The sequence below is a fragment of the Rhodococcus sp. B50 genome, assembly GCF_013602415.1.
In the GTDB taxonomy this organism is placed as follows: Bacteria; Actinomycetota; Actinomycetes; order Mycobacteriales; family Mycobacteriaceae; genus Rhodococcus.
Genome location: NZ_WPAG02000002.1, coordinates 1,274,842 through 1,300,271 on the forward strand (window position 1 = coordinate 1,274,842; position 25,430 = coordinate 1,300,271).

18 protein-coding genes are annotated in these 25,430 nt (G+C 65.2%); 6 read left to right on the forward strand and 12 right to left on the reverse strand.

All coding sequences use genetic code 11. The annotated features are described in order from the left end of the window. Nucleotides 1-5: 5 nt before the first annotated feature. Nucleotides 6-1,484, forward strand: a complete 1,479-nt coding sequence (locus GON09_RS06230) for a flavin-containing monooxygenase (RefSeq protein ID WP_213931057.1) — start codon at nucleotides 6-8, stop codon at nucleotides 1,482-1,484. Nucleotides 1,485-2,079: 595 nt separating this feature from the next. On the opposite strand, the gene GON09_RS06235 is transcribed toward GON09_RS06230, so the two are convergent. Then, nucleotides 2,080-2,652 (reverse strand): peroxidase-related enzyme, encoded by a 573-nt coding sequence (locus GON09_RS06235; protein WP_213931058.1) that lies wholly within the window; start codon nucleotides 2,650-2,652, stop codon nucleotides 2,080-2,082. A gap of 454 nt (nucleotides 2,653-3,106) precedes the next feature. Between GON09_RS06235 and GON09_RS06240 the strand changes: the two genes are divergently transcribed. After that, a complete protein-coding gene (locus GON09_RS06240; protein ID WP_060654550.1) occupies nucleotides 3,107-3,625 on the forward strand; it encodes a hypothetical protein in 519 nt (172 codons plus the stop codon). A gap of 675 nt (nucleotides 3,626-4,300) precedes the next feature. Here the strand turns inward: GON09_RS06240 and GON09_RS06245 are convergent. Beyond that, entirely contained in the window at nucleotides 4,301-4,801 is a 501-nt protein-coding gene (locus tag GON09_RS06245) for a hypothetical protein (RefSeq protein WP_213931059.1), read from the reverse strand. 907 nt (nucleotides 4,802-5,708) lie between these two features. Between GON09_RS06245 and GON09_RS06250 the strand changes: the two genes are divergently transcribed. Next, nucleotides 5,709-9,176 carry a serine/threonine-protein kinase gene (locus GON09_RS06250; RefSeq protein ID WP_213931060.1) on the forward strand — a complete coding sequence of 1,156 codons (3,468 nt, stop codon included), beginning with the start codon at nucleotides 5,709-5,711 and terminating at the stop codon, nucleotides 9,174-9,176. 118 nt (nucleotides 9,177-9,294) lie between these two features. On the opposite strand, the gene GON09_RS06255 is transcribed toward GON09_RS06250, so the two are convergent. From GON09_RS06255 to GON09_RS06265, 3 genes are all read right to left on the reverse strand, one after another. After that, nucleotides 9,295-10,410, reverse strand: coding sequence for an NDMA-dependent alcohol dehydrogenase (locus GON09_RS06255; RefSeq protein ID WP_213931061.1), 1,116 nt, complete (start codon nucleotides 10,408-10,410; stop codon nucleotides 9,295-9,297). Nucleotides 10,411-10,453: 43 nt separating this feature from the next. After that, a complete protein-coding gene (locus GON09_RS06260) occupies nucleotides 10,454-11,884 on the reverse strand; it encodes an aldehyde dehydrogenase family protein (protein ID WP_213931062.1) in 1,431 nt (476 codons plus the stop codon). 333 nt (nucleotides 11,885-12,217) lie between these two features. After that, complete coding sequence (locus GON09_RS06265; protein WP_213931063.1) at nucleotides 12,218-12,775, reverse strand: hypothetical protein; 558 nt, start codon at nucleotides 12,773-12,775, stop codon at nucleotides 12,218-12,220. A gap of 123 nt (nucleotides 12,776-12,898) precedes the next feature. Here GON09_RS06265 and GON09_RS06270 point away from each other — a divergent pair, with 123 nt between their 5' ends. Then, nucleotides 12,899-13,471: a hypothetical protein gene (locus GON09_RS06270; protein ID WP_213931064.1), complete on the forward strand. Its 573-nt coding sequence runs from the start codon at nucleotides 12,899-12,901 to the stop codon at nucleotides 13,469-13,471. A 550-nt stretch (nucleotides 13,472-14,021) separates the two neighbouring features. Here the strand turns inward: GON09_RS06270 and GON09_RS06275 are convergent. Beyond that, complete coding sequence (locus GON09_RS06275; RefSeq protein ID WP_213931065.1) at nucleotides 14,022-15,488, reverse strand: amidase family protein; 1,467 nt, start codon at nucleotides 15,486-15,488, stop codon at nucleotides 14,022-14,024. Nucleotides 15,489-15,939: 451 nt separating this feature from the next. Here GON09_RS06275 and GON09_RS06280 point away from each other — a divergent pair, with 451 nt between their 5' ends. Both GON09_RS06280 and GON09_RS06285 read left to right on the forward strand, forming a co-directional pair. Beyond that, nucleotides 15,940-16,677 carry a TetR/AcrR family transcriptional regulator gene (locus tag GON09_RS06280; RefSeq protein WP_213931066.1) on the forward strand — a complete coding sequence of 246 codons (738 nt, stop codon included), beginning with the start codon at nucleotides 15,940-15,942 and terminating at the stop codon, nucleotides 16,675-16,677. Between the two features lie 90 nt (nucleotides 16,678-16,767). Then, complete coding sequence (locus GON09_RS06285; RefSeq protein ID WP_213931067.1) at nucleotides 16,768-18,393, forward strand: FAD-binding oxidoreductase; 1,626 nt, start codon at nucleotides 16,768-16,770, stop codon at nucleotides 18,391-18,393. 726 nt (nucleotides 18,394-19,119) lie between these two features. On the opposite strand, the gene GON09_RS06290 is transcribed toward GON09_RS06285, so the two are convergent. From GON09_RS06290 to GON09_RS06315, 6 genes are all read right to left on the reverse strand, one after another. Continuing rightward, nucleotides 19,120-19,947 carry an HpcH/HpaI aldolase/citrate lyase family protein gene (locus GON09_RS06290; protein WP_213931068.1) on the reverse strand — a complete coding sequence of 276 codons (828 nt, stop codon included), beginning with the start codon at nucleotides 19,945-19,947 and terminating at the stop codon, nucleotides 19,120-19,122. After that, the gene (locus GON09_RS06295) at nucleotides 19,944-21,107 is read right to left on the reverse strand and encodes an acyl-CoA dehydrogenase family protein (protein ID WP_213931069.1); all 1,164 of its coding nucleotides are present in this window, start codon (nucleotides 21,105-21,107) and stop codon (nucleotides 19,944-19,946) included. Before GON09_RS06295 ends, GON09_RS06290 begins: the two co-directional genes overlap by 4 nt. 32 nt (nucleotides 21,108-21,139) lie before the next feature. Further along, nucleotides 21,140-22,516 (reverse strand): MmgE/PrpD family protein, encoded by a 1,377-nt coding sequence (locus GON09_RS28850; RefSeq protein ID WP_213931070.1) that lies wholly within the window; start codon nucleotides 22,514-22,516, stop codon nucleotides 21,140-21,142. Next, a complete protein-coding gene (locus GON09_RS06305) occupies nucleotides 22,513-23,727 on the reverse strand; it encodes a CaiB/BaiF CoA transferase family protein (protein ID WP_213931071.1) in 1,215 nt (404 codons plus the stop codon). The genes GON09_RS28850 and GON09_RS06305 overlap by 4 nt, the downstream gene beginning before the upstream one ends. Then, a complete protein-coding gene (locus GON09_RS06310; RefSeq protein WP_060654527.1) occupies nucleotides 23,724-24,278 on the reverse strand; it encodes a MaoC family dehydratase in 555 nt (184 codons plus the stop codon). The genes GON09_RS06305 and GON09_RS06310 overlap by 4 nt, the downstream gene beginning before the upstream one ends. A 137-nt stretch (nucleotides 24,279-24,415) precedes the next feature. Then, nucleotides 24,416-25,150, reverse strand: a complete 735-nt coding sequence (locus GON09_RS06315; RefSeq protein ID WP_060654525.1) for a FadR/GntR family transcriptional regulator — start codon at nucleotides 25,148-25,150, stop codon at nucleotides 24,416-24,418. Nucleotides 25,151-25,430: the final 280 nt, after the last annotated feature.

Sequence of the window (25,430 nt, forward strand, 5' to 3'; positions counted from 1 at the left end):
TTCAAGTGATCGACACCGAAGTGCTCATCGTCGGCAGCGGCCTCGCCGGCCTCGGCGCCGCCCTCCACCTTGCCCGCCGCGGCCGGACAGTCCACGTCCTCGAACGCAGCCCCGGCCCCGGTGGCGCCTGGCGCGAGAACACCTACCCAGGCTGCGAATGCGACATCCACCCCGCCCTGTACTCCTACTCCTTCACCCGACTGGCCGGCTGGAGCAGCGGCCGCGCCGAGCAGCACGACATCTTCCGTCACTGCCGGTACCTCGCCGACGAGGTCCGCCGCATCGCACGGCTCACCTACGACACCGAGGTCACCTCGTGCCGTTGGGACGACACCGATGCCCGCTGGCACGTTCGTACCCGCCCCGGGGCACTCCACCGCGCCCGCTTCCTCATTCTGGCCACCGGCGCACTGAACGTTCCGCGGATCCCACGAATCCCCGGCTCCTTCACCGGGCCGGTCCTGCACACCGCCCGCTGGAACCACGACCTCGACCTGCACGGTGCCCGCGTCGGAGTCATCGGCACCGGCGCCAGCGCCGCCCAACTGGTTCCCGCCCTCGTCGACCACGACAGCCGGGTCACGGTGTTTCAGCGCACCCCGGCCTGGGTCCTCCCCCGGCCTCGCACCGGCCTGCCACTGCCCTACCGAGCACGCCGCACCATCGAGTACTGGCGCAACGAAACACTCGTCCCCGCTCTGACCGGCTCGAAGCGCCGCCGCACCGCCCTCGAAGCGCGGGCCCTGCGACACCTGCACACCCAGATACCCGACCCCGACCTACGCCTGGCCCTCACCCCGTCGTATCGGATCGGCTGCAAACGCATCGTCTTCTCCGATACCTTCTACCCCGCGCTGGGCCACCCCACCACCACCCTGGTGACCTCCCCCATCACGGAACTCGCAGCAGATACCGTGCGTACCGCAGACGGTCGGCAACACGAAATCGACCTGCTCGTTCACGCCACCGGTTTTCACGTCTCCGCCGCCCTGATGCACCTGCCGATCCACGGCCGAAACGGGGCCGGCCTGCAGGAGATCTGGGCTCGTGACGGTGCCGCGGCTCACCTCGGCACCACCGTGGCCGGCCTACCCAACGCGTTCGTTCTCGGCGGGCCGAACACCGGAGTCGGCCACACCTCGGTGCTCTTCATGCTCGAAAGTCAATTCCGTTACATCGCGGCCGCACTCGACGAAACCGAGCGCACGGGCGCCGACGCCCTCGTGGTGCGTGAGCAAGCACAACACCGATTCACTGCATTCGTCCACCGCGAATCCGCTGCGAGCACGTGGACGCGAGGCGGCTGCCGCAGCTGGTACCTCGATCGCGAGGGGCTCAACCGTTCTTTGTGGCCCGGACCCACATGGCGCTACCGGCTTCGCACCCGCACCTTCGACTCCCGTAACTACACACCGATCCGCTCGGCCGTACACGCCTGCGGCGACGTCGATCAGGTCGAGGGAGCAAGCCGATCGGGCGCTTGAACATTCCTCACGGTCGTGCCGGCGGGTTCGAACTTTCCGCACCCGACGTGATGGACGGGCGCCTGTCCGCAGGGCGACCGCCACCCGACCCGGGGCACTGAGATCGCGCGCCTCACCTCCGGTCGACGACTCCGACTCCGGATTTCCTACTTTTCTGCTTTGTCGACCAGAATCCACCACGGTCTCCCCGAGATCCCCTACGGGATGGTCCCGTCCTACCACCGCAGCAAGGACGACACATGCAGTGGCATTTCGCCGCCGATTCGACTCTGCTTCCCCGGCAAGACTTCTCATGGCGCAGACATCGGTGCCGCGGTCCTGCTCAGCGCCGCATGTTCGGCCGACATCGAGGAAGCAACCCCTGCCACTGCGGCATCCACCACTCTCCCGCCACCATCGCCGGCCAACAGGGCACAGACGACGGCGGCACCACCGACATCGACGTCGCAATCGGAGACTGCGTCACCCCCGGGGAACCATGACCGCGGCCACCATCGACACGGCAACGTGCGGCAGCGCCGAATCGAACTACCGCGTGATTGCCAAGGCGCCGGGGCCGGATTCGACTCGCGGGCGATCTCGAGACGTACACCGGTCAGGCCCGGGGCGTGCGCCCCATCGTGTAGAACTCGACGTTGGGCATCATTCCCGTCACGCTCGCCATGCGGTTGCTCAACCCGAAGAACGCGGTGATCGCCGTGATGTCCCAGGCGTCTTCGTCAGTGAAGCCGTATGCATGCAGCGCTTCGAAGTCGTCGTTGCAGATCTCGTGCGAACGCGTGTTGACCTTGCTGGCAAAATCGAGCATCGCACGCTGACGCGGCGTGATCTCGGCGATGCGGTAATTCGTTGCCACCTGCTCGGCCACGGTCGGCTTCTTCTCGTAGATCCGGAGAATCGCTCCGTGGGCGACTACGCAGTACAGGCATTTGTTCGCTGCGGAGATGGCAGTCACGATCATCTCGCGATCGCCCTTCGTCAACCCTGACTCTTCGCGCTGCATGATCGCGTCGTGATACGCGAAAAATGCTCGCCACTCGGCGGGACGACGTGCGAACGCCAGGAATACGTTCGGGACGAACCCGGACTTGTCCTGCACCTCGAGGATGCGCTCGACGATGTCCTCGGGCAGATCCGCGAGGTCGGGTAGCGGGTAACGTTCACTCATAGTCAAAGTTAATCACAATTAACCGACTGTTCCGGAGTTGTCGCTGATCTCCCTCTGCGCGGCCGGACGGCGCTCTCGCTGCTACCCGATTCCGGAGCCTCCCCACTGGGCGCGCCCTCACTGGAGCGATACTGAACGTCCCGACATCGAGTGGAGCCGCTCCGCACGCCGACGCTGCACCGGGTGACGGCATCCAGCAAGGACGCTTCCTTTACCCCGGAACTCGAGATACGTTCCCGCACAACGAATACAGGTGGAGTTCGCGACCACCTGGAAAGGTCTCGGCACCCCGATCTCTGAGCGCACGGTGGAGTGGGCCGGCCGCACCGTCGCAGTCGTATGCCGCGTCATCGGCAGGACGTCGACGCCCCTGAACGCCGAAAACATGCCAACCGGTCGCATCTCCAGCAAGATCACATAAGTACTCACTCCATTCGACCCGTCAGGAGCCTCGATGCGATCGATCATCCGTACTGCTGTACTCACCGCCGCCGTCGCTGCCTTCACTGTGACGACCCCTGCCATCGGGTCCGCTGCCGACGCCGGCGAAGTCAGCTATGCCTTCGGGGTCGCCGGCACGGACGTGACCAACACGATCACCAACACCACCGGCGGCGTGTTGACGTGCACGACCTCACTCGCTCCCGCCCCGGGTGGGATGCTGCCTCCGATCTGGGAGGTCACCGGCCCCGGCCAGACGCTGTACGCCTCGGGCCAGGTCCAGCCCGGGACCACTACACAGACCGTCACCGAAGTGCCTGACGGCTCCTATGTGGCCCTGGCGACCTGTGTCAACGCCGACAACACTGCGATGTGGGCCTCGGACTACCCCGGCATCGGCGAGATCCTTGCCCTGTTCCCTCTGACCGCGTTCGCAGTCCAGCAATCCTCTGCGGTTGTCACCGTGCCCACCGACACCCGCGGTCCCCTGGTTCCGGAATTCGGACTGCCGACCTTCGGCAGCAGCAACTGACGCACCGGGCCGAGACACGGCGTGGGCCTGCGCCTTCATCGTGCAGGCCGCACACCGGCGGACAACTCGTGCCTTCACACCGGCAACAGAACCCGCCTCCATTGGGACGCGCTGGGCCGGCCCGACGACATCGCCGAACCCGTCGCTCGGGACAGCGACGGCCGCTGGTTACGAAACCAACCTTTCCCCTGTCGAGCAACCAGGCCACGACATCACACCGCCACGTCAGGGGAATCGACTATGCCGAGTTCCAGGACCACCGCACTTCACCGTTCCGAATCAACTGCTGCGGAACGGTAATGAACTGTTCTCTGGATCTACGAATTCACATCGATCCGCAGAGTTCGAAAAGATGCATGGACCGAACGCCCGCCACTGAGCGGTCTTCGCGCCTACGCTGAGCGCCGAGCCGTTGCATTGCAATGAGGCGGGCAGGATCCGGACTCGAGTGCAGTGGAATGCACAGAGTCCATGTGCGACAGTCACGCAAGCATCGAACACCCCAGGTCCCGCCGGGCATGGTCGACGCGTCCTCGACACCAACCTGGTAACCGACCACTACCTGCTACGCGATGCCCTCGACGCCGGTACTACCGCAGCACCTCGAGATCGGACTGTTTCCAACCTGATCCGACATGCAAGGGACAACGGACGATCCATCTGGTACATCGAGTTTCATCGCTTGTCCTTCTTCGTTTGACGTCGTGCGCCGGCGGCGATGCTGGAGGCTTCGAACTTCTTGCGCCCTGGGGAATCACGGGCGGAATCGACCCGGGCCCTTCCCTCCGTATGTACCTTTCCGTCCGTCTCGAGGTCACCCGGTGCGCTCGGATTGATCTTGCGAGCCCTCGCGAGTCGTTCCTGTTTCAACGATTCCGCGGACTTGCGAGCCTCGGCTGCAAGTCGACGACTCACTCTTGCCAGCGCGTCCTCGAAAACCTCGGCTTTGGCGGCGTTGCGCTCGTTCGCCGACTTACCTTTGGCGCGAGACTTTTTCGACTCAACCTTGCCAGCACCAGCCCGACGGTAGAGTTTCACGTACTTATTGCGGGCACGACGGATACGGGTGTGCAAATCGATCAATTCATCTTCGTCGAGCCCTTCAGTCTGAGACTTCTTCGTCTCACGAATCAGGGTGTATTCGTCCTCGGACAACGAGTTCACGATCTTGCTCATGTCGATTTCCGATCACCTGGTTGAGCACCGATAACGTATCTGCATGCTAACGGGTCGCGAGGAAGGACAGGCTCGAACTGCAGCAACCAAAGGCTGACACAGGCGCTCGAGAGGCACGCCCCAGCAGCGCAATGTCAGCCGTAGAGCGTCGCTACGTCCAGTTCTTACGAGCAAGCGGAAATCTGGGAGGACATACACAGGTTACTCATGGTGTGCATACAAGTGGGACTGTTGCAGGTGTTCCTCCGACTATGCGCGGCGAGCAACCTCGTATCCTGATCGTGATTCTGTCCGGTCCGGCGCCGCCGACAGAGGTAAAGTCCCGAGATGGGCACCTCTCATCTCGGTCGATGCCAATCTGAACGCACAAGAATCGTGCCCATTACGTGGTGACATGTTCGAGCATTGCGGTGTGGCACTCGAAGATTGCTCGCGTCGAAGCAGGAAAAGCGCTGATCCAAACCGTGCTCGTCGCCACTGGGAACTGCAGCGACATGGTCATGAACGCCACGTACCGAGTGCGCTCTGCGATCCTCATGCGGTGAGCCGCGTATCTGCCCGCCCGCCCACAGGGGAAGGTTGCAGATCCCATACTCACCGCCACGGTGGCTACGGCAGCGGCAGACCTCTCGCACCAACTTTCCCGTCGTCACCATCCGACACCCGCGTCGTCGGCCGCACCGGCACTCGTGGGAGCCGAAGACACTTCGGAAGGAATCCTGACCGGACGCGCCGAAACGGACCCGAATCACCGGTTCGACCCCATGCCTCGACCGATATGCTGCGACAACCCTGACTGTTGCAACGGCCCCGCCTTCCCTACCAGCACGGTCGTGCAGAGATATGATCGTCCTACCGAGACGTGATCGAGGTAGTCGATCAACCCCGGCTATGAACGAGGCAGCCGATGGCCGAGATCGATCCGCTGGCGACGCAGCGGACAGACCCGGTGGGCATCGTGGCCGAACTGACCGCGGCCGGATTCGAGGATGTGTACGAGATCGGCCGGGGTGGTTTCGGCGTCGTCTACCGATGCCGGCAACCCGCCCTCGACCGCACCGTGGCCGTCAAAGTACTGACCTCGGAACCGGACCCCGAGAACCTCGACCGTTTCCTCCGTGAGCAGCGTGCGATGGGACGGCTGTCCGGACACCCGAATATCGTCACCGTCCATGAGGTCGGCGGCACCGTCTCCGGTCAGCCGTACATCGTGATGGAATACCACCGCCGCGACTCGTTCGAAACCCGCGTCCGCAAACAGGGCCCACTTCGCTGGGAAGACGCACTGGGGGTCGGAATCAAGATCGCCGGCGCGCTCGAGACCGCGCACCGCATGGGCATGCTGCATCGCGACGTCAAACCCGCCAACATCCTGCTCACCGATTACGGCGAGCCCCAGCTGACAGACTTCGGGATCGCGCGGATCACCGGAGCCTTCGAGACCGCCGACGGGGCGATCGCGGGCTCGCCGGCGTTCACCGCTCCGGAGGTTCTCGCCGGTCATACCCCGTCCCACTCGGCCGATGTGTACGGACTCGGCGCGACCCTGTTCTGTGTGATCACCGGACATGCCGCATACGAACGACGCCGCGGCGAATCGGTGGTCGCCCAGTTCCTTCGGATCACCGACGGACCGATACCGGACCTCCACACCGGCGATGGCGTCCCCGATGACGTCGCCGACGTTATCGAGCGTGCGATGGACCGGGATCCCAAGGCACGCACCGGCACCGCTGCCGCACTCGGCGAACAGCTGCGTGCGGTCGAGCAACGCCACGGGCTACCGGTGGACGAACTCCCGGTGCCCGAAGCCAGCGGGCCCACTTTTCTCGGCGTCTCCCGCCCCCGCACCACGACCGGCACCGGCCGGCGGCAACGAACCGGATCGGGCCGGCTGAGCCCACCGGTGCCGGCCACACGCCTGCGTCCACCCACAGCGGCCCGCCCGCTGGTGATCCGCGAGCGCCTGTTGCAGTTGCTGCGCGCAAGTGGACGACGCATCCTGACCGCCATCACCGCACCGCCGGGTTTCGGCAAGACCACCCTGGCTGCACAATGGTCGCACGAACTGGTCGACAGCGGCGTCCCGGTGGCCTGGCTGTCCGTCGACCACGACGACAACAAACCCGTCTGGCTCCTGGCGCACCTGGTCGAATCCGTCCGCCAGGTACGGCCGGCCCTGGCCCAGGATCTCGATGCGGTCCTCGAAGAATACGGCGACGACGCCACCCAGTATGTGCTCACCGCGCTGATCAACGAGATCCAGCAGTCCGAAGAGCACATCGTCCTGATCATCGATGACTGGCACCGTGTCACCGACTCCGAAGCCCTGGCAGCAATGACGTTTCTGTTGGACAACGCCGACGCCGATCACCTACGAGTAGTCGTGACCAGCCAGGCACGCACCGGGCTACCGCGCAGCCGTATGCGACTACGCGACGAACTGATCGAAGTGGACGCGGCCGCCCTCCGATTCGACCCGGCGGAGGTACGACGACTGTTGGTCGAGCTGAACGGATTACGACTGACCGACAACGATATCGACGCACTGACCCGCGCTACCGGCGGTTGGGCGGCGGCGCTGCAACTGGTCTCGCTTTCCCTGCGCGACAGCGACGACCCCGCCGAGCTGATCGGTGGCATCACCGGCCGCCATCACGCCATCGGGGAGTACCTCGCCGAGAACGTCCTCGACACCCTCGAACCTCGAATTCTCGAGTTTCTGCTCGCCACCTGCATCTGCGAATACATCTCCGCAGACCTCGCCGCCACGCTCACCGGCACCACTCGATGCCAATCGATGCTCGAGGAGATCGAGGACCGTGGCTTGTTCCTACGTCGAATGGACGACGAGCGCATCTGGTTTCGCTACCACCATCTGTTCCGGGAGTACATGCAACGCCGGATCGAACGAGAAAACCCCGAACGCGTGACACAGCTGCACCGCACGGCGGCCCGGTGGTTCGCCGGGCACGAGATCATCCGTCACGCGGTAACCCACGCCCACGCCGCAGGCGATCAGGACATGGCCGTCGATCTGGTCGAACGGCACGGCACGCACCTGCTCGAGCACTCTCAGCTGGCGTCAACCCAGGCGTTGCTCGATAAACTCCCTCCCACGGTGCTCACCACCCGCCCCCGACTACAGCTGATGCTGGCATGGATCAGCATCATGTCGAACCGCGTCCGTCCCGCCGAACAAGCCCTCGACAACGTGGACGTACTGCTTGCCACCGCACCCCTCACCGACGACACCGAGGACCTACGCGCCGAAGTCGGCGTGGCACACGCCGCCATAGCGACCCGATGCGATCGTTTCGACACCGTCGACGAGCTTGTCCGTCCCGCCCTGAACCGAGCCGACTCTCTGATGCCCTGGGCGGTGTCCGCAGCCGCGAACCTCGCCACCCTCGCCGCGATCTACCGGTTCGATTTCGGCGCAACCGAACAACTCCAGGACTGGGCCGCGCCGTACCACGCCCGCAACCATGGACCGTATTCCCAGATGCACGGCTATTGCTATCTCGGCATCGCCGCGCACGAACAACTCGACATCACCACTGCCGAGGAACGCTTCCGGCAAGCGTTGCGGGTGGCCCGCAGCCAGGACGACGGCCACTCGCTCGCCGCACGGCTGGCAGGATCACTGCTCGGCGAGCTGCTGTACGAACAGGATCACCTCGACGAGGCAGGACAGCTCCTCGACGAGGCCTACCTACTCGACTATGAGGGCGGCGCCGTGGATTTCAAGGCCGCTCGCTACGCCGTCGGCGCCCGGATCAAGGCATTGCGAGGCGATCGCGCTGCGGCGGCGCAGTGCCTGGATGCAGGCGCTCGAGCCGCGCACGCTCTGTCCTTGCCCCGGCTGCGGGCCCGAATCGAGGACGAACGTGTGCGACTGGGACTGCCTTCCACTGCCGGTCTTCCCCCATTTCCACCGATCGTCCATCAGCAGCGACGCCGGCCGGTGCACGGTATCGACGCGATCACCGCCCAACTCGACGAAACCGTCGCCATCTGGGCATTGCTCGACAACGGCACACCGACGTCGACCGAACTGGCGTGTGCTTGGGCACAGGAATGGGTGGACATGCTGGCAGACGCCGACCGGCCGCGGGCGCTTCTGCAGGCCCGGCGGCTGCTGGTCAACGCCCTCGCCGCGGCCGGCCGCATCGACGAAGCCAAGAAGGTGCTTGCGACGATCACCGCACAGTGCGCTGCCCTCGGCATCGTGCGCTACCTGCTCGACGGCGGCTCACACCTGATGGGGCTGCTTCAGGAGCTGCACGTGGACCGTGTGGCCGGACGGTGGCGGGACGAATGGCCTACAGTGCCCGACCCGTTCTGGGAGGTCCTTCCCCCGGTCGAACCCTGATGCCCGGCATCACGGGCTCATCGCATCTCCCTGACCTGTCACATGCTCGGAACCGCGAGCGGCAGGCCTCGAACGCATACACACCCGCCATAGATACCCGGCACAGCGGTGGGTCGGCTCAGAACAGGACGACTCCGCGCAGGTTCCTGCCCTCGTGCATGTCGACGAATCCCTGGGCGATGTCGTCGAGCTTGTAGGTGGTCGTAACCAGTTCGTCGAGCTTCAACGCACCCGAGGTGTACAGATCGATCAACCACGGGATGTCCGCCGTCGGCGCGGAGGCGCCGAAGAGCGAGCCCTGCAAGCGCTTCTGGTAGAGCACCAGTTCCATTGCGCTGACGGGGATACCGACATCCGTCATCTTGCCCAGCCCCGTCACGACACACGTCCCTGCCTTACGGATCGCCGAGAACGCCTCCGCGATGTGTTCGCCCGTCGTCACACCGACGGTGACGATCGCCGAGTCCGCGCCCTGACCGTTGGTGTACGACCGGGCAATCTCCGTCGCCTCCGCCATGTCGGCGACCGCGTGCGTGGCGCCGAACCGCAGCGCGGACTCACGCTTGAACGGCACAGGGTCGACCGCGATGATCCGGGCAGCTCCCGCGTGCGCAGCACCCTGTATTGCGTTGATGCCGATGCCACCGATGCCCTGGACGATCACGGTCTGTCCCGGATACACCTCGGCCGAGTTGACCGCCGCACCCCAACCGGTCCCCACACCACAACCGAGCAGGCACAGCTTCTCGAGCGGCAGGCCCTTGTCCACCTTGATCGCCGAGTCGACACTGACCGTCGTGTACTGACTGAAGGTCGACAGCCCACAGGTCTGGGCCACCGGCGCCCCGTCGAGGGTCAACCGGAAACTCGTCGGATCGTCGGGTCGGCTGCCGGTCATGATCGCCGCGCCCCGGTCGCACAGATTCTGCAGTCCCTTCGCGCACCAGCGGCATCGGCCGCAGGCGGCCAGGAACGAGAAGACCACGTGGTCCCCCACACTCCAGCCGTGCGTTTCCGGGCCCACCTGCACGACGACACCGGCGCCTTCGTGGCCACCGCAGATCGGGTAGACCCCGACCGCATGGTCACCGGTGGCGATGTGGTCGTCGGAATGGCACAACCCAGCGGCCACCATCTCGACGGTCAGTTCGCCGCGGCGCGGCTCGTCGAGCTCGAGGTCGACCACCTCGTAGATTCCGGGCGTGCTGCGGATGATCGCGCCGCGAGTTCTCATCTGTTCTCTCCTGAAAGCGTCGAAGGGCGGTACGGTTGCGGAATTACGGCGTCACCTGAGCGGACATGCCGGCTCGGTAACCGTCGGCGTAGGGAGGCAACATCCCCCACTCACGCCGCGGGTCGCACTCCGGAGAAACGAACACGGTTCGGGTGTGACTGAATTCGAGGAATCCCTCCCGGCCGTTGTAGTGACCCATGCCGGATGATCCGATTCCCCCGAAGGGCGCGTCGAGCATGCCCGGGTGCATCGCGATGTCGTTGATGGTGACGCCGCCCGAGGTGGTGCATTCGAGGACGATTCGCCGTTCGTCGTCGTCCTGCCCGAACCAGTACAGCGCGAGCGGTTTGCGGCCGGAGTTGATCGCGCCCAGCACCTGCCCCAGGTCGTCGTAGGCGCGTACCACCATGACCGGACCGAAGATCTCTTCCTGGGAGACGGCTGCGGACTCCGGCGGGTCGACGACGATGCGGAGCGGACGGCGGCGCTCGTCGGTGGTACCGGGCTCGTCCGGTGTCACCACGACCCTGGCCCCGAGTTCCTGTGCCTGACGTACATATCCGTCGATTCGCGCCACGTGCCGGTCGTCGACGATCGCCGTGACGTCCGGGTTGCCGGCAATCGTCGGGAACAGTTCCCGGTAAGTCGCGCCCACCGCGTCGAGGAACGGCTCGAGCGCCTCTGCCGGGACGTACACGGTGTCAGGACCGACGCACAGCTGGCCGCTGTTGGTGGCCTTACCGACCGCGATGCGGTAGGCGGCCGTCGCGATGTCCGCGGACCGACCGACGATCACCGGAGACTTGCCTCCGAGTTCGAGCGTGACGGGCACCAGGTTGAGAGCCGCGTTCGCCATCACCGAGCGGCCGGCTGCTTCCCCGCCGGTGAACACGATGTGATCGAAAGGCAGGGAGGTCAGCGCCTTCGCGACGTCCGGTCCGCCGGTGACCACAGCGATGTCGGCGGGGTCGAGGAACTCGACGGCGGCGTCCGCCAACGCCCGGGACGTGTGCGGTACGACCTCGGACGGCTTGAGAACAGCGCGGTTCCCTGCGGCCAGGACGCCCGCCAGCGGGCTGAGGAGGGTGAACACCGGGGCGTTCCACGTTCCGATGATCGCGACCGAGCCCTTGGGCTGATAGTGCACCGACGCGGTCGCACCCAGCTGGTCGTACGGGGAGAAGGGGGTCCGCTGCTGCGGACGCATCCATTCTTCGAGGCGATCACGCGCGTATTTCAGCGCCGAGAGTGAACCAAGCACATCGTTGGTCGTCGAATAGCCGGGATGGCGTCCGCCGAAGTCGGCATCGATCGCGTCCACGATCTCGTCCGTGCGGGCGACGAGCATGTCGATCACACACTGGATCCGCTTTCGTCGTTGCGCGCCCGTGCTGCTGCGCTGGGAACGGAACTGTCGCCGCTGCTTCTCGAGCAACTCGCCGAGACCGGGATCGGCGCTGGTCACAATAGTCATGCGACGGACGCTATGAGGCGCATCACAGTCCCACGCACGGATTCCCGCTCATCGGGACCGCGGTCCTCGAGGCGAGAACAGGTCAACCGAGAATGCTGCCGAACAGCCGGGGTCTGCCAGGTCAACCGAAGAAGCATGGCTTCGATGCGCGGCACGAACAAGCTCGTCTCGGAGTTGAAGATCGGCCCGGCCCTGGACCGGACAGCGCTGAGCCGCCGACCTGCCGGAAGCCTACCCGCACGCTCTGGTGGTAGTCGGTATCGCGGAACGCTACCAATCCGGAAGGGTCGACGTCCCATCGCCTCGGCGTGCTGCCACCGCTACGGGTAGATCTCAGAAGCGTTGGACGAATCGATACCAGTCGCCGCTGTACGGCTCGTATCCGATATCACCGTCGTGGCGCGGTTTGCCCAGATACGGTGCGCCCTCGGGCAGATAGGCCAGCCCGATCGAGTCGATCAGACCGCCTTCGATGTAGAACAGGCACCCACCGTCGACGGGCTGGATCCGCCACACCCGGTACACCCCGAACCAGCGATCGTCCCATGACTGCGCGCACTGCGCCGATGCTGCGGTCAAAGACCCCTTCGACACCGCAAACGCCACCGTCGACGGAACCGACAACATCACCAATCCAGTGGTGGCGAGCACCATCACCGGCGCGATCGTGGTGAGACGCAGAGTGTGAAACCTGAACCAGCCGACCAGCCCGAGCACCAACCACACCGCACCCGAAATCAGAAGAACCGTCGAGGCGAGAGCAAACCACGGGAAGAGCACCACCGGCGGGACGAACGTCCACACGATCACACAGCACACCAGGGCGACAAGCACTGTGGTTACCCCCGACAGCACGGTCCACCACCGAGCCGGACGCACCGCGAAAGTCATAACCCACCTTCGCACGAACCCCCGCCGCAGAACGCAACCCCGGGCCCCGTGTCGGCGCACGCGGCCCTTCCGGAGAGTCCACGAAAAAGCCGGTGCCGCCTGGATGATCGGTACCATCCGACTATGAGGCTTCGAGCGGCGTCCTTCTCGCTGGTCCTGGCTGCCGCCCTGGCCGGCTGCGCAGACGCGAACCCCGGCGCGGGCACCGACCAGGTCGATATGCCCCCGAGTCCGCCGCCCCCGAGCGAACAATCGCAAATCTATTCTGCTGCCCTGCACCAACTCATCCTCGTCGACAATCCCTACGCGACAGCCCCGACCCCGGTCGGGGCCGTCTACATCGTCGACGGCCCCGCATCACGCAGCGCAGAACTAGTCATCGCCCCCGATGGGCCACCCTTCGACACCGAACTGAAAAACGAGATCACCGCACAGTCCGCCGCCCTGCCACCTGTCGAGTTCGTCGCCGGTCCCGAGTTGCCCGCGAACCCCGCGCCCCAGGGCCTGACCGGGGTCGCAGGCGACGGCGTCATCGTCGGCCTGTCCCCCACCCGGCGGCAGGACGACGGCACGGTCCACGTCGGTGCCGGACTGTGGTGCGGCATCGACTGCGGTCTCGGCCTCACCTACGTCCTCGACCGGATCGACGGACAATGGACCGTGACCGGCACGACCGGGCCGGTCTCCGTCTCCTGACTGAACCTGTTCTCAGGCAGGGATTCCCGAGCTTCCAGCGAAACCGTCGAGCAGTACACGGACACATCGTCGTACTCGGCAGGAACCGATCGGCAAGGCCGCCTCCGAGAACAAGGGTCCTCACCGCCACACACTCCCACCGCCGACACGCCGTCATGGCTCCCGTTGGACCTCGGAAGCCGTGCGGCGCCAGAAGAACAAACCAGTGCCTGGAACGGGATCATCAGGACGGCGACGAGAACCGCACCGAGCACGGCCTGAATCAGGATCCCCTTGGATTGCAGAGGCATTCGAGCGCCGATTCCGGCCCGAGGTTCACCGTGGCGGCGTCGCAGTGGCCGTTGCTGCGACATGGGAAGGGGAGAACTGTCGATTTTCGAGCGTCGTCGATGATCGCGATCTCGTGCCGACAGCGGATCGACCGACACCACAAGGGCGTACGGTCGATCCGCTGCTCGTTTGTTCACATCACCGGTAACTGTCGAACCCCGCAGCACGTACGAGTCGGTTTGCTACCGGACGCGATGAAGTCGGCCGGTTCCCGAGTACCTCACCGAGGATCGATCGGGGTGAATGTGCCGGCCCGCGCCTCGATGATGGCGGCAGCATCGAGCAGGGTATCCTCATCGAACCGTCGGCCGAGCAACTGCACCCCCGTGGGTAGACCTTCGACGATCCCGGTCGGCACCGACATGGCGGGGAATCCGAGGACGGGAATGGCCATCATGGAGGCCTGCGCGGCCATGAGCCGGCGCATGCTTTCGACACTTTCGATATCGGCGTCCTGCTCGAATGCCTGCTCGGCCGAAACCGGGAGGAGGACGATCGGATAGGAATCGAGAATCTTCGCGAGTTCACGGATGAGAGTGCCCCGCCGCGCGTAGCCGTTGATGAAGGTCTCGAGAGTGGGCTTCTCGCCCCACCAGTCGGAGGCTACGGCGTAGTAGTGGGCTGCTGCCTTCTGCATTCCCTCATCACCCACCTCTTCGACCATCGGCATGGCGAGACGGAACTCCTCCATGCACAGCAGATACCACAGCCGGTAGGCCTCGGCGAGGACGGGCAGTTCGATGTCCTCCACGATGTAACCGAGGTCCTGAAGCCAGTAGGCAGCCTGGTCGAGGGAAGCACTCACTGCGTCCGTGGGTTCGGCGACACCTAGGCTCCGCACGCGGCCGACCCGCAGCGGACGCTCGGGGCGCGCGGCGGCCCGTGCACCGGGAACGAAGGCCGGATCCCGGGGGCTGAAGTCGCCGAGTGCACTCATCGTCAGCCGGATGTCGGCGACGCTGCGGGCCAGTGGACCCTGGACCAGCATGGTCTGCACGGACAGGCTCGCGTCGACATCGTCCGGATGGTAGGTCTGCGCTACGCGTCCGACGGTGGGTCGCAGGCCCACCACTCCGCAGGCGTATGCCGGGTACCGCACCGACCCACCGATGTCGTTGCCGCCGGCGACGGGCACCATTCCGGAGGCGACAGCGGAGCTTGCTCCGCCGCTCGATCCGCCCGGTGTCCGGGAGGAGTCCCACGGATTGAGGGTGCGCCCGTGCAGGTCGTTGTTGGTGAACCACCGGTAGGCGAACGCGGGAGAGTTGCTTCGTCCCATGAGCACGGCCCCGGCACGGCGCAGGCTCGCCACGTGCGGACTGTCTTCCTTCGCGATGGCATCGCGGAATGCCACCACGCCCTGGGTGGTGGCGTAGCCGGCCTGGTCCGAATTCACTTTGATCGAGACAGGCACGCCGTGAAGGGGTCCGAGCTCCTCCCCGGCGGATCGGCGACGGTCCGCATCGTCGGCCAGAGCAAGCGCCTCGTCCGGGCGCACCTCGACGAGGGCGTTGAGGTGCGGATTGACCTCGTCGATCCGTTCCAGGCAGCTTGCGACCACCTCGCGGCTCGAGACGCGGCCGGTGGCCACCGCCGAGGCCATCTGTGTGGCGGTCCATTGCCACGGCTTGTCATCCGAGGTGATGCCGTGAGGGACGACTGATTCGGGTGTGGGATGTGTTGTCATTACACGGATTCCTTAGTTCGATCGTTGCTCTCGTCTCTGTCTCGGCGTGTAGCCACAGCAGACGTGCGACGAGTTTCTGCCTCCGATACGAGTCGGGGCGCACTGATGGTTCGGCCCACGACGGTGGGCGATCTGTTTCGAGGGGTGTCACATGTGCCGGATGTGCGGGTGAACGTCAGGCCGCGCGTGTGATCCCGGGTTTCATCCTGATGATCATCCCGAATATATTGTCCGGCAGTGCTTCTGCGCGAATGTGACGGAGGGAGCTCGACGGCAGCGGTGACTTCGAGCGCGATATTTCCGCGCCTTGGGCGCGGTACCGGAAACAGGCCGTGGAACTCCCTTCCTCCGAGGCTATGGCTACCACTCTTTCCGGCGAAGGATGTGGCGTGCTTCATATGATCCGATCCGACGTAATATAGGTCAACAGTGTTGACATAAGGAGGTCACGGTGACCGATCGAGTAACGCGGGAAGCGGACCGCAGGCGTCGAAGGCCGACCAAGACAGGCGTCACGCTCGACGAGAAGATGATCGTCGACACGGCATTGCGGATGCTCGAGCAGCACGGGCCGGCGGGACTGTCGACCCGCCGACTCGGCCGGGCGCTCGGAGCGGACCACACCGCGCTCTACCGCTACTTCCGCGGCATGGACGACCTGGAACTGGCCCTTACCGATGAGTTGATCAATCGCGTGACCGAGAACTGGCACCCGACAGGAGACTGGAAAGCGGACCTGTACCGATGGGGTCTGAGCGCCCACGCCGTATACATGCAGTACCCACAAGCGGCGATGATTTCGGCTACCCGCATCTCGGGTCGCCCCGCCGAACTCGCAGCTGTCGACCGGATTCTCGGCCTGCTGCGCAATGCCGGATTCTCGGACCGCCACACGGTCATGTACTACGAGTGCTTCACTACCCAGATGCTGTCCTACGCCGCCTGGGACGGTGCCAGGAAACTGATGCCCGGGCGGAATCAAGAGGCCGACATCCGACGATGGCAGAACATCTACGCTCGCGTCTCCCCCGACCACTACCCGAACATCGCCGCAACCGCGCAACACATCGCACAGTTGGGAGCGCGCAACGCCTATCCGCTTGCGTTACGAATCCTGATCGCCGGCATGCAGGCCACACTCGAACATCCCGGCACGTCACCGACAACCGTCACCGGCCGTAGCAAGTAGGAATCGAATTCGACTATGTCTTCCATGGCCGGCGATACAGCAACTTACTCTGGAGCCGATTCGGCTGGTTCCTTCACCGAGGGGGTGGCGATGGCCACGAAGTCATGGTGGGGATGGGGCAACGTCGAGGACGCGGTCACCGACAGTGAGCGCGCGAACCTGACCGAGCGAGTAGCCGCCCTGATGCCCGGCGCCGACCTGACCGTCCACGAGCCGCCGCCGCTCAACGAACTCTCCGTGCCCTCACCCCGGATCCAGGCTCCCCAGACGCTGGCCGAACTGGCATCGACCGACCTCCAGGACCGCGTCGCACACAGCCACGGCCAGGCCTTCCGCGACGTGGTCCGCAACCTGATCGGGCGCGTCGAGCACGTGCCCGATCAGGTGCTGCGTCCACGAACCGAGCACGACGTCCTCGCCATTGTCGACTGGTGCGGTGAGAACGACATCGCCCTGATTCCTTTCGGCGGAGGCACCTCGGTCGTCGGTGGTGTCGAGCCGCGCACCGGCCATGAGTACGCCGGGAGCATCTCCCTCGATCTGGCCCGGCTCAACCGCATCCTCGAGGTCGACCGCACCAGCCGCGCCGCCCGCATCCAGGCCGGCATAGTCGGACCCGACCTGGAAGCGGGTCTGCGTCCCCACGGGCTGACGCTGCGCCACTTCCCGCAGTCCTTCGAGTTCTCCACCCTCGGGGGCTGGCTGGCCACCCGTGCAGGTGGGCACTACGCCACCGTCTACACCCACATCGACGACATGACCGAGTCGCTGCGGGTGGTCACCCCCGCCGGCATCAGCCAATCGCGTCGCCTGCCGGGATCCGGTGCCGGCCCCTCCCCGGACCGGTTGTTTCTGGGCTCGGAAGGCATCCTCGGGGTCATTACCGAAGCCTGGATGCGCGTGCAGGACCGTCCCCGCTACCGCGCCGGCGCCGCGGTGCTGTTCGACGACTACCCCACCGCGGTCGACGCGACCCGCACCATCGCCCAAGCTGGGCTGTTCCCCGCCAACTGCCGCCTGCTCGACCCGATGGAAGCCTTCCTCAACGCCGCAACGCCATCCGCCGGTGGCGTGCTCGTGCTCGGCTTCGAGTCCGCCGATCACCCGGTCGCAGAGGCGATGAACCGGGCCGCTCAGATCTGCACGGACTTCGGGGGTCGAATACCCGACGGGATCAGTGTCACCGAGTCCGATGACACCGCCACCCGCCCCGGCGCCGCCGACACCTGGCGTTCGTCGTTCCTGCGGATGCCCTACCAACGCGACGCGCTCGCCGCGCAGTCGATGATCGTGGAAACCTTCGAAACCGCGTGCACCTGGGATCGTTTCGACGAACTGCGCCACGCCGTGCACGCCGCCGCCGAGCAGGCCTTCGCGTCCATCGGCTCGACCGGCCTGGTCAGCTGCCGGTTCACCCACATCTACCCCGACGGCCCCGCACCGTATTTCGGCATCTACGCCTCCGGCACCTGGGGGCAGACCGTCGAGCAGTGGGACGAGATCAAAGCCGCGGTCTCCGAAGCGCTCGCGACCTGCGGTGCGAGCATCACCCACCACCACGCAGTAGGTCGCGACCACCGGTCCTGGTACGACCGTCAACGCCCCGAACCGTTCGCCATCGCGTTGCGCGCGGCCAAGTCCGCGCTCGACCCGGCGGGCATCCTCAACCCCGGCGTCCTCATCGACCCGACCTCCCGAACACCAGGCAGGCGGTGATCGCCGCGATCACCGGGCACACTCATCATCGGGCCCGAGAACTCGCTCGCCCCACCCAATGAACACGGATGACCTCTGCATCGTGTCAACTGATCTGCTGCGTATTGCATCCGATGAATCATTCGTGGCAGGGGGCGAAGCGCCCTCGAGGTTCGACGCTGTTCGAGCCGACATCTGCATCGGCGCGGCCAAATCACCCCAGTGACAACCGGAGTCGGGGCTCGTCCTCGATGATCAGCACGCGCATGCAACCACCTGTCGCGGTATTGCTTCGTCGACGGCACAGCCCAGTTACGAGATACGGCATACCATCCGGCACCCGAGGGCCGGGTCCGGGAACGGACACCGCCGTCACGGACCGGCCCGACAGTGCTGTAGTGGACACCTTCCTCAGATCCGGAACGTCTGTGACTCCAGCGGGCTCCGCGCTCCTCGCTCACATGTGGAACAAGAAAATATCGCACCGCCGCGAGAGCCTTGGGGCTCTGTGGGCATCCGGTCGACGCCTGCCACCGCGACGAGATCCTCGTGCCAGGTGACCGTGGGCGTGGCGTGGCGCGGCTGTCGGCGGAGCGGACGGTGACGAATACGGCCAGCGGTCGCTGTCGCGGTTGCGGTTGCGGTTGCGGTTGCGGTTGCGGTTGCGGTTGCGGTTGCGGTTGCGGTTGCGGTTGCGGCGACAGGATTACCGCTGGCGAGGCGGCCGCGCCGCCTGGAGCGACTCAGTCATTGCTCTGCTCGCGCGAGCACTCTGCGCGCCTGCCGAGCAACCGCTTCGTCGATCAAGAACCCTTCCGCGTCCACAGCAACCCCGGAGTCCGCCGCGTCGAGACACGCAAGCACAGCACGGGCATCGCGCACCTCGTCCTGCGAGGGGGTGAACACTCGACGGACCGGTTCGAGCTGCGCAGGGTGAATACATGCCCGCCCGACGAACCCGAGCCGCGCAAGAGCTCGGGTGTCGGCCTCCAGGGCGTCCCCGTCGCGGAAGTTACGCGACACCGCGGCCGGGGGCGGGTCGATGCCTGCCGCCACACTCGCCGCGACGACTCGACTACGTGCGAACAGCAACGCGGTGCCATCGTCATCGACTTCGACACCGAGATCCGCGGCCAGATCCACTTCCCCGAGTTGCAGAAACCGCAACCGGGGCGCACGCGCGATGGCCAGGGCGTCGAACACACCGGCAGCGGTCTCGATCAACGCGGACACTGTGGCGTCGGGGCAGACGTCGGCCAGGAGCCTGTCGACCTGCTCGACCTCGCTCGCGGATCCCACCTTCGGCAGCCACACTCCCGCAAGGTGCGGGTGGGCGACAGCGCAGATGTCTGCTTCCTGCAAGGCGCCCGGGTTCACGCGCACCCACACCTCCACCGATCCGGGTGCGAGCGCAGCAATCCACCGAGCTACCGTCTCACGCGCAAGCACCTTTCGATCAGCGGCGACCGCGTCCTCGAGGTCCAACACAATCGCGTCGGCGCCCGAGGTGAGCGCCTTGTCGAAACGCTCCGGGCGGTCCCCCGGGACGTAGAGGTAGGTCAGCGCTACGGTCACCCGATGACCCCGGAACCGGAGACCAGTGCCTTGGCGATGACGGTCCGCATGATGTCGTTTGTGCCCTCACCGATCGACATGAGGGGAGCGTCGCGGTACAACCGCTCGACGACGAACTCCGTCGAGTATCCGTAGCCGCCGTGGATACGCATCGCTTCGAGGCTCGCAGTGATGGCAGTCTCGGACGCGAAGTACTTCGCCATTCCGGCCTCCATATCCACGCGCTTGCCCGAATCTGCTTGTGATGCCGCCCAATACGTCATCAGACGCGCAGCCTGCAGATGAGTGGCGATGTCCGCCAGCTTGAGTTGGATGGCCTGGAAATCTGCGATCGGCTGCCCGAACGCGGTGCGCTCCCGCGCGTAGGACAGGGCTGCGTCGTAGGCGGCCTGTGCGATACCGACGCTGCGGCCCGCAATGTTGAGCCTCCCGATCTCGAGGCCCGACAGTGCCTGCTGCAGACCGCGACCTTCCGTTCCCCCGAGCAACACGTCGGCAGGGACCCGGACATTGTCGAGCAGAATCTCGCAGGACTCGGTGCCCTTGTAACCCAGTTTGCCGAGGTCGCGTTGCACCTCGAACCCGGGGAGCGTGGTGTCGATCAACAGGATGCTCATGCCCTTGTGTGCCGGCTCCGCGGACGGGTCGGTCTTCACCAGGACCGGGAGGACATTCGCGTGCCGAGCATTGGTGATCCACGTCTTGGCACCGTTGACGACATAGTGGTCACCGTCGCGGCGCGCGGTCGTCCGGATGCCCTGCAGGTCCGTGCCCGCGCCAGGCTCGGTAAGACCGATACCGGTCCGCCACTCCCCCGTGGCCAACTTCGGCAGCAAGTTCTGCTTCTGTTCCTCGGTGCCGTGCCGGTTGATCATCCAGCAGGACAGGTTGTGGCTACCCAGAATCCCGGCGATGCCCATCCAGCCGCGGGCCAGCTCCTCGTATACCAACGTGAACGACACCTTGTCGAGGTCGATACCGCCGTACTCCTCGGGCGTGGTGATGCCGAACAGTCCCATGGCCTTCATGTGTTCGACGATCTCGGTTGGATACCGTCCCGACCTCTCCCACTCATTGGCGACGGGCACGATTTCCTTGTCCACGAAGTGACGCAACGCCTTTCGGAACTCCAATTGCTGCTCGTCGAAGGTGAAATCCATGATGGCTCCTGAGATGTTCGGTGCACGGGTAGTCAGTGCAGGGGTGCGGGCGCGATGAGGGCCGCAAGATCGAGGACTGCGGTCAGATCCGGCTCGTCGACAAGCCCGAAGATCCGGTCGGCAAGCTCCGCGGCACGAGGATGATCGCCGCAGTTGGCGGTGAACTTGGCGAGCAACTGCTGGTCGTCGAGGGGGAATGCGGCGGTGCCGCGGCTGCCTTCGACGCGTCCCTCGAGCACACGCCCGTCGGCGAGGGTGATGATCGCATGCCCGGGTGCCGACGCCGCCGGCCCCTCGGTCGGGGCTTCGACGACACGAACCGTGCGGGCGGTCGCGAGTACCGACTTTCGGGCGATCGATGCGTCGGTGTAGGTCGCGACGTCGATACGTCCGTCGTGCACGAGTGCAGCGACGCTCCACGGCAGGTCGAATTTGCCGTCGTAGGTGCTACGGGGTGCAGCCACACCGGCGTTCGGACCACACACGATCGGCACGGAATCCGGATGAACGTGCACCTCGATGTCGGCCACCTGTGCGGGATCCGCAGCCGTATCGGTCAGAGCCGCTGCGACCGCGTCGAGGGTGACGTGCATGAGTTGGCAACTCGGGTAGGGCTTGATGCCGATGCGGGTCGCTTCCCAGTCGGTGCCCAATCCATCCGTCAACGCCGTGAGGTCTGCGGGTCGCTCCGACATCGACGCGTACACACCTCGACGCCCTTCGAGCACCGAGGTCGGGCCGCTGGCGCCTGCAGCAGCCAGTCGGGCTGCGAGGATCCCGCCCAGTGTGGCCGAGCCGGGGTGAAGCGCCTTGGTGTCGGCATCGGTATCGAGGAACTCGAGCAGCCCTCCACTCGACGAGCCCGCGACACCGAGAGCGTGCACCAACACCGGCACCGGCAACCTGGTCAACTTGCCCGCGACAAGGGCCGCGGCGAACGGTCCGACCACGGCTGTCGCGTGCAGTCCGCGTCCGTGGAAGCCATGAGGGCTGACGGCCCCGAGCCGGCACGCCGTCTCCAGTCCGATCGCAGCGGCGGTGAGAACTTCTGCTCCGGTAGCTCGAACTTGTTGTCCGACAGCGAATGCTGCAGGCAGCGACACCGCTGTAGCGTGAACGAGGGCACCGGCATGGGTGTCGTCGAAGTCCAACGCGTGCACCAGCACCGCGGTCGCCATACCTGCAGCCGGAGCCGAGATCGCCCGCTTCGCGGTCAGCGCTCTGGCCTCGGCCGGACCGCCGAGCGCATCGGCAACCGTCCACGCCGCTTGCCCGTATCCGAGGCGTTGCGCGGCGACGGCATTACCGACCCCATCGAGAAGATGCCGGGCTACAGCGTGCCGGACATCGTCGGACAGGTCCGCGATGGTCAGGTCGTGGGCCCATTGTGCGAGTACCGACGACGTCACGTCCGAGCCCCGCTCGCCTGCTTGCCGAAGGCACCTTGACCGGTCAGCTCCGCAACGCGCTCGGTGCTGTAGCCGAGATCGCGGACGATCTCGTCGAAGTGTTCGTTACGCAGCGGAGCACGCCGGTACTGCGGTGGCTCGGAGCCGAACCGGACCGGCGAGGCGACTTGGCGTACCGTGCCGAAGGTGGGGTGTTCGGTCTCGACGAGGAGGCCTCGTGCAAGAGTGTGCGGTTCGGTGAGAGCCTGGGCGACGTCGTTGATCGGGCCCGACGGCACACCGGCCGGTTGCAGGCGCGAGAGCCAGTAGTCCACAGGCTGCGTCGCGAAGGCCTGCTCGAGAATGGGGAGGAGTTCGCCTTGGTTCTCACCGCGCAGTGCGAAGTTCGCGAAGCGGGGATCGGCGCCCAGATCGGGCCTGTCGATCGCGACGACGAGGCGCTCCCAGAACTTCTCCTTGGCGCAGCCGACGACGAACCAGCCGTCGCTGGCCTCGAATGCCTGGAACGGTACGAGGGAGGGATGCGCCGAGTTCTTGGTGCGTACCGGTTCGAAGCCGGCGTTCAGATGCCAGGTGGCCGGGTAGGTGAGCAGCGACATCGCGGTGTCGTAGAGCGAGACGTCGCAGTCCCCACCGACGCCGTCTCGTTTGGCGGCGTGGAGTCCGGACAGCAGGCTGATCGCGGCGACGAAGCCACCCGAATAGTCCACGAGCGAGAGGCCGGACTTGGTGGGAGGTCCGTCGGGGTCGCCGGTGACGCTCATCCAGCCTGCGAGTCCTTGCAGGATGTAGTCGTAGCCGGGCTCTTTCGCGCGTGGGCCGGTCATACCGAAACCGGTGAGACTGCAGCAGACGATGGCCGGATTGAGATGCTTGAGGTCGTCATAGGTGATACCGATCTTCGCGGGGACGTCCCCGCGAAGGTTGGAGTAGACGGCGTCGCTGGTGCGGACGAGGTCTTCGAACACTGCGCGGCCGGCCGGGGACGACAAATCCAGCGAAAGACTGCGTTTGTTGCGGTTGAAGGTCTCGAAGAACAACGAGTCTTCGCCGTCGTTGTAGGGCGGGACGTAACGTCCGACATCTCCGCCGACATTCGGGTCCTCGATCTTGATGACGTCGGCGCCGAGGTCGGCGAGGTGAACGCTACCGAAAGGACCGGCCCCGTATTGCTCGAGGGAGATGATGCGGACGTCTGCGAGTGGCTTCATGACAGCGCGCCTTCCGGGGCGGGTGTCGGCAGTTGCAGCGGCCCGCTCTTGGCTTCGGGGAAGTAGTTCTGGCCGATTCCGCTCTCGCGGGTGGCGACCATGACCGATCGCTTCCATGAAATGACTTCGGTGCCATCCTGATTCAGCCCACGGGTGATCATGGATACGATTCCGGCATAGGGACGGGATTCGGACAGGCGCAGTCCCGTGCAGATGCTTTCCGCATAGATGGTGTCACCTACGTAGACGGGATGCGACATCTTGATGTCGGTGAACGCCAGGTTCGAGATGGCGTTCTGGCTCATGTCGAGCACCGAGATCCCCAGCACCACAGCAACGGTCAGGCCGGAGTTGACGATGACCTTGCCGTCGGTGATGGGGTTCTGTGCCGCGAGGTGGGCGTTGAAATGGTTCTGGTTGGTGTTCATCGACAGCAACGTGATCCACGTGTTGTCGGCTTCGGAGATCGTGCGCCCGATGGGGTGCTGGTAGATATCCCCTACTACGTAGTCCTCGAAGAATCGGCCGAGAACAGCCTGATGCACTGCCACCGTGTCTCCTCACATCAGTTCGGCGAGTACGTTCCCTCGAACAATACATCAGACATTTGAGGGGTCAATAGGGCGGCGCAAGCCAATTTTCGCAAGACAGGGTGCTCAACAGTGCATAAAAAGCAGATGTTTTGGATCTACGCGGAGCCGCGCCGATCCATGCGGCGATAGGAGTCACCCAGATTGTCCAGATGCCGACGCATCAGATCCATTGCAGCCATCGAGTCCCCGGCGGCAACGACATCGAGGAGCGCGCGATGATCGTGATCGACACACTGCCAGAAGCCTTCCGGGGCGCGATCGCGCCCGAATCTGCTGGACAGCACCCGGAACACCGGAGCGGTGATCAACTCCAGCAACGGGTTGTCGGTCGCGCGAAGGAGAATCAGGTGGAACTCCTGATTCTTCGCGAACGTCTCGGGACCCTGCAGCTCGTCCGGGTCGAAGATGGACGCTTCGAGGTGCGCGAGGTGCTCCTCCGTGCGACGGAACGCAGCCATGCCCGCCGCCGGCACCTCCATCAGGTTGCGCACTTCCATCAACTGCGCCACAGTGACCGTTTCCGCCGCCGCCATCAATGCCACACCCGTCTCGAGATGCGCGCTGATATGCCCGACGCTGGGTGCGGCGACGAAACTTCCCCCGGTGACACCTCTAGTGGTGGTGATCAAGTTCTGACTCGCCAGCGAACGCAGAGCCTCGCGGATCGTGCTGCGGCCGACGCCGAATTCGGCGGTCAGCTCGGCTTCACCGGGCAACCGGGCACCCGGTTGCAGCTCACCGGACAGGATTCGGTTGCGCAGATGCTCGGCCAGGACCGCATAGGCAGGTCCGTTCTTGGCGGGCGCATCCCGGGTCGTCGGTTCGGTCACGAGGGTCGACTCTTTTCTCTCGAAAGCGGCGGTGGATGGGCCGAGCCTAACCCGACCCTCCGGTCGGGACAGGACATCACGCATGCACCCCACACGACGTAATCATCCGCTCTTTAGGCTCCTTTTCCAAGGATTAGGCCTCAAGAAGGCGGGATCCGTCGCAGATTTCGACTGAAAACATCTGAGGTATTGATTTCTCGGGCGCCCTCAAGCACGATGACCTACATCACCTCTCCCGGTGACCCCCACCCCAGACTTCGGACCGCCGCACGGCTCGGTC

Bases quoted from the DNA above. Each gene is read 5' to 3' on its own strand.
- GON09_RS06235 (WP_213931058.1), bottom strand. From the start codon at position 2,652: ATGAGTGAACGTTACCCGCTACCCGACCTCGCGGATCTGCCCGAGGAC.
- GON09_RS06240 (WP_060654550.1), top strand. From the start codon at position 3,107: ATGCGATCGATCATCCGTACTGCTGTACTCACCGCCGCCGTCGCTGCC.
- GON09_RS06245 (WP_213931059.1), bottom strand. From the start codon at position 4,801: ATGAGCAAGATCGTGAACTCGTTGTCCGAGGACGAATACACCCTGATT.
- GON09_RS06250 (WP_213931060.1), top strand. From the start codon at position 5,709: ATGGCCGAGATCGATCCGCTGGCGACGCAGCGGACAGACCCGGTGGGC.
- GON09_RS06255 (WP_213931061.1), bottom strand. From the start codon at position 10,410: ATGAGAACTCGCGGCGCGATCATCCGCAGCACGCCCGGAATCTACGAG.
- GON09_RS06260 (WP_213931062.1), bottom strand. From the start codon at position 11,884: ATGACTATTGTGACCAGCGCCGATCCCGGTCTCGGCGAGTTGCTCGAG.
- GON09_RS06265 (WP_213931063.1), bottom strand. From the start codon at position 12,775: ATGACTTTCGCGGTGCGTCCGGCTCGGTGGTGGACCGTGCTGTCGGGG.
- GON09_RS06270 (WP_213931064.1), top strand. From the start codon at position 12,899: ATGAGGCTTCGAGCGGCGTCCTTCTCGCTGGTCCTGGCTGCCGCCCTG.
- GON09_RS06275 (WP_213931065.1), bottom strand. From the start codon at position 15,488: ATGACAACACATCCCACACCCGAATCAGTCGTCCCTCACGGCATCACC.
- GON09_RS06285 (WP_213931067.1), top strand. From the start codon at position 16,768: ATGGCCACGAAGTCATGGTGGGGATGGGGCAACGTCGAGGACGCGGTC.
- GON09_RS06295 (WP_213931069.1), bottom strand. From the start codon at position 21,107: ATGGATTTCACCTTCGACGAGCAGCAATTGGAGTTCCGAAAGGCGTTG.
- GON09_RS06305 (WP_213931071.1), bottom strand. From the start codon at position 23,727: ATGAAGCCACTCGCAGACGTCCGCATCATCTCCCTCGAGCAATACGGG.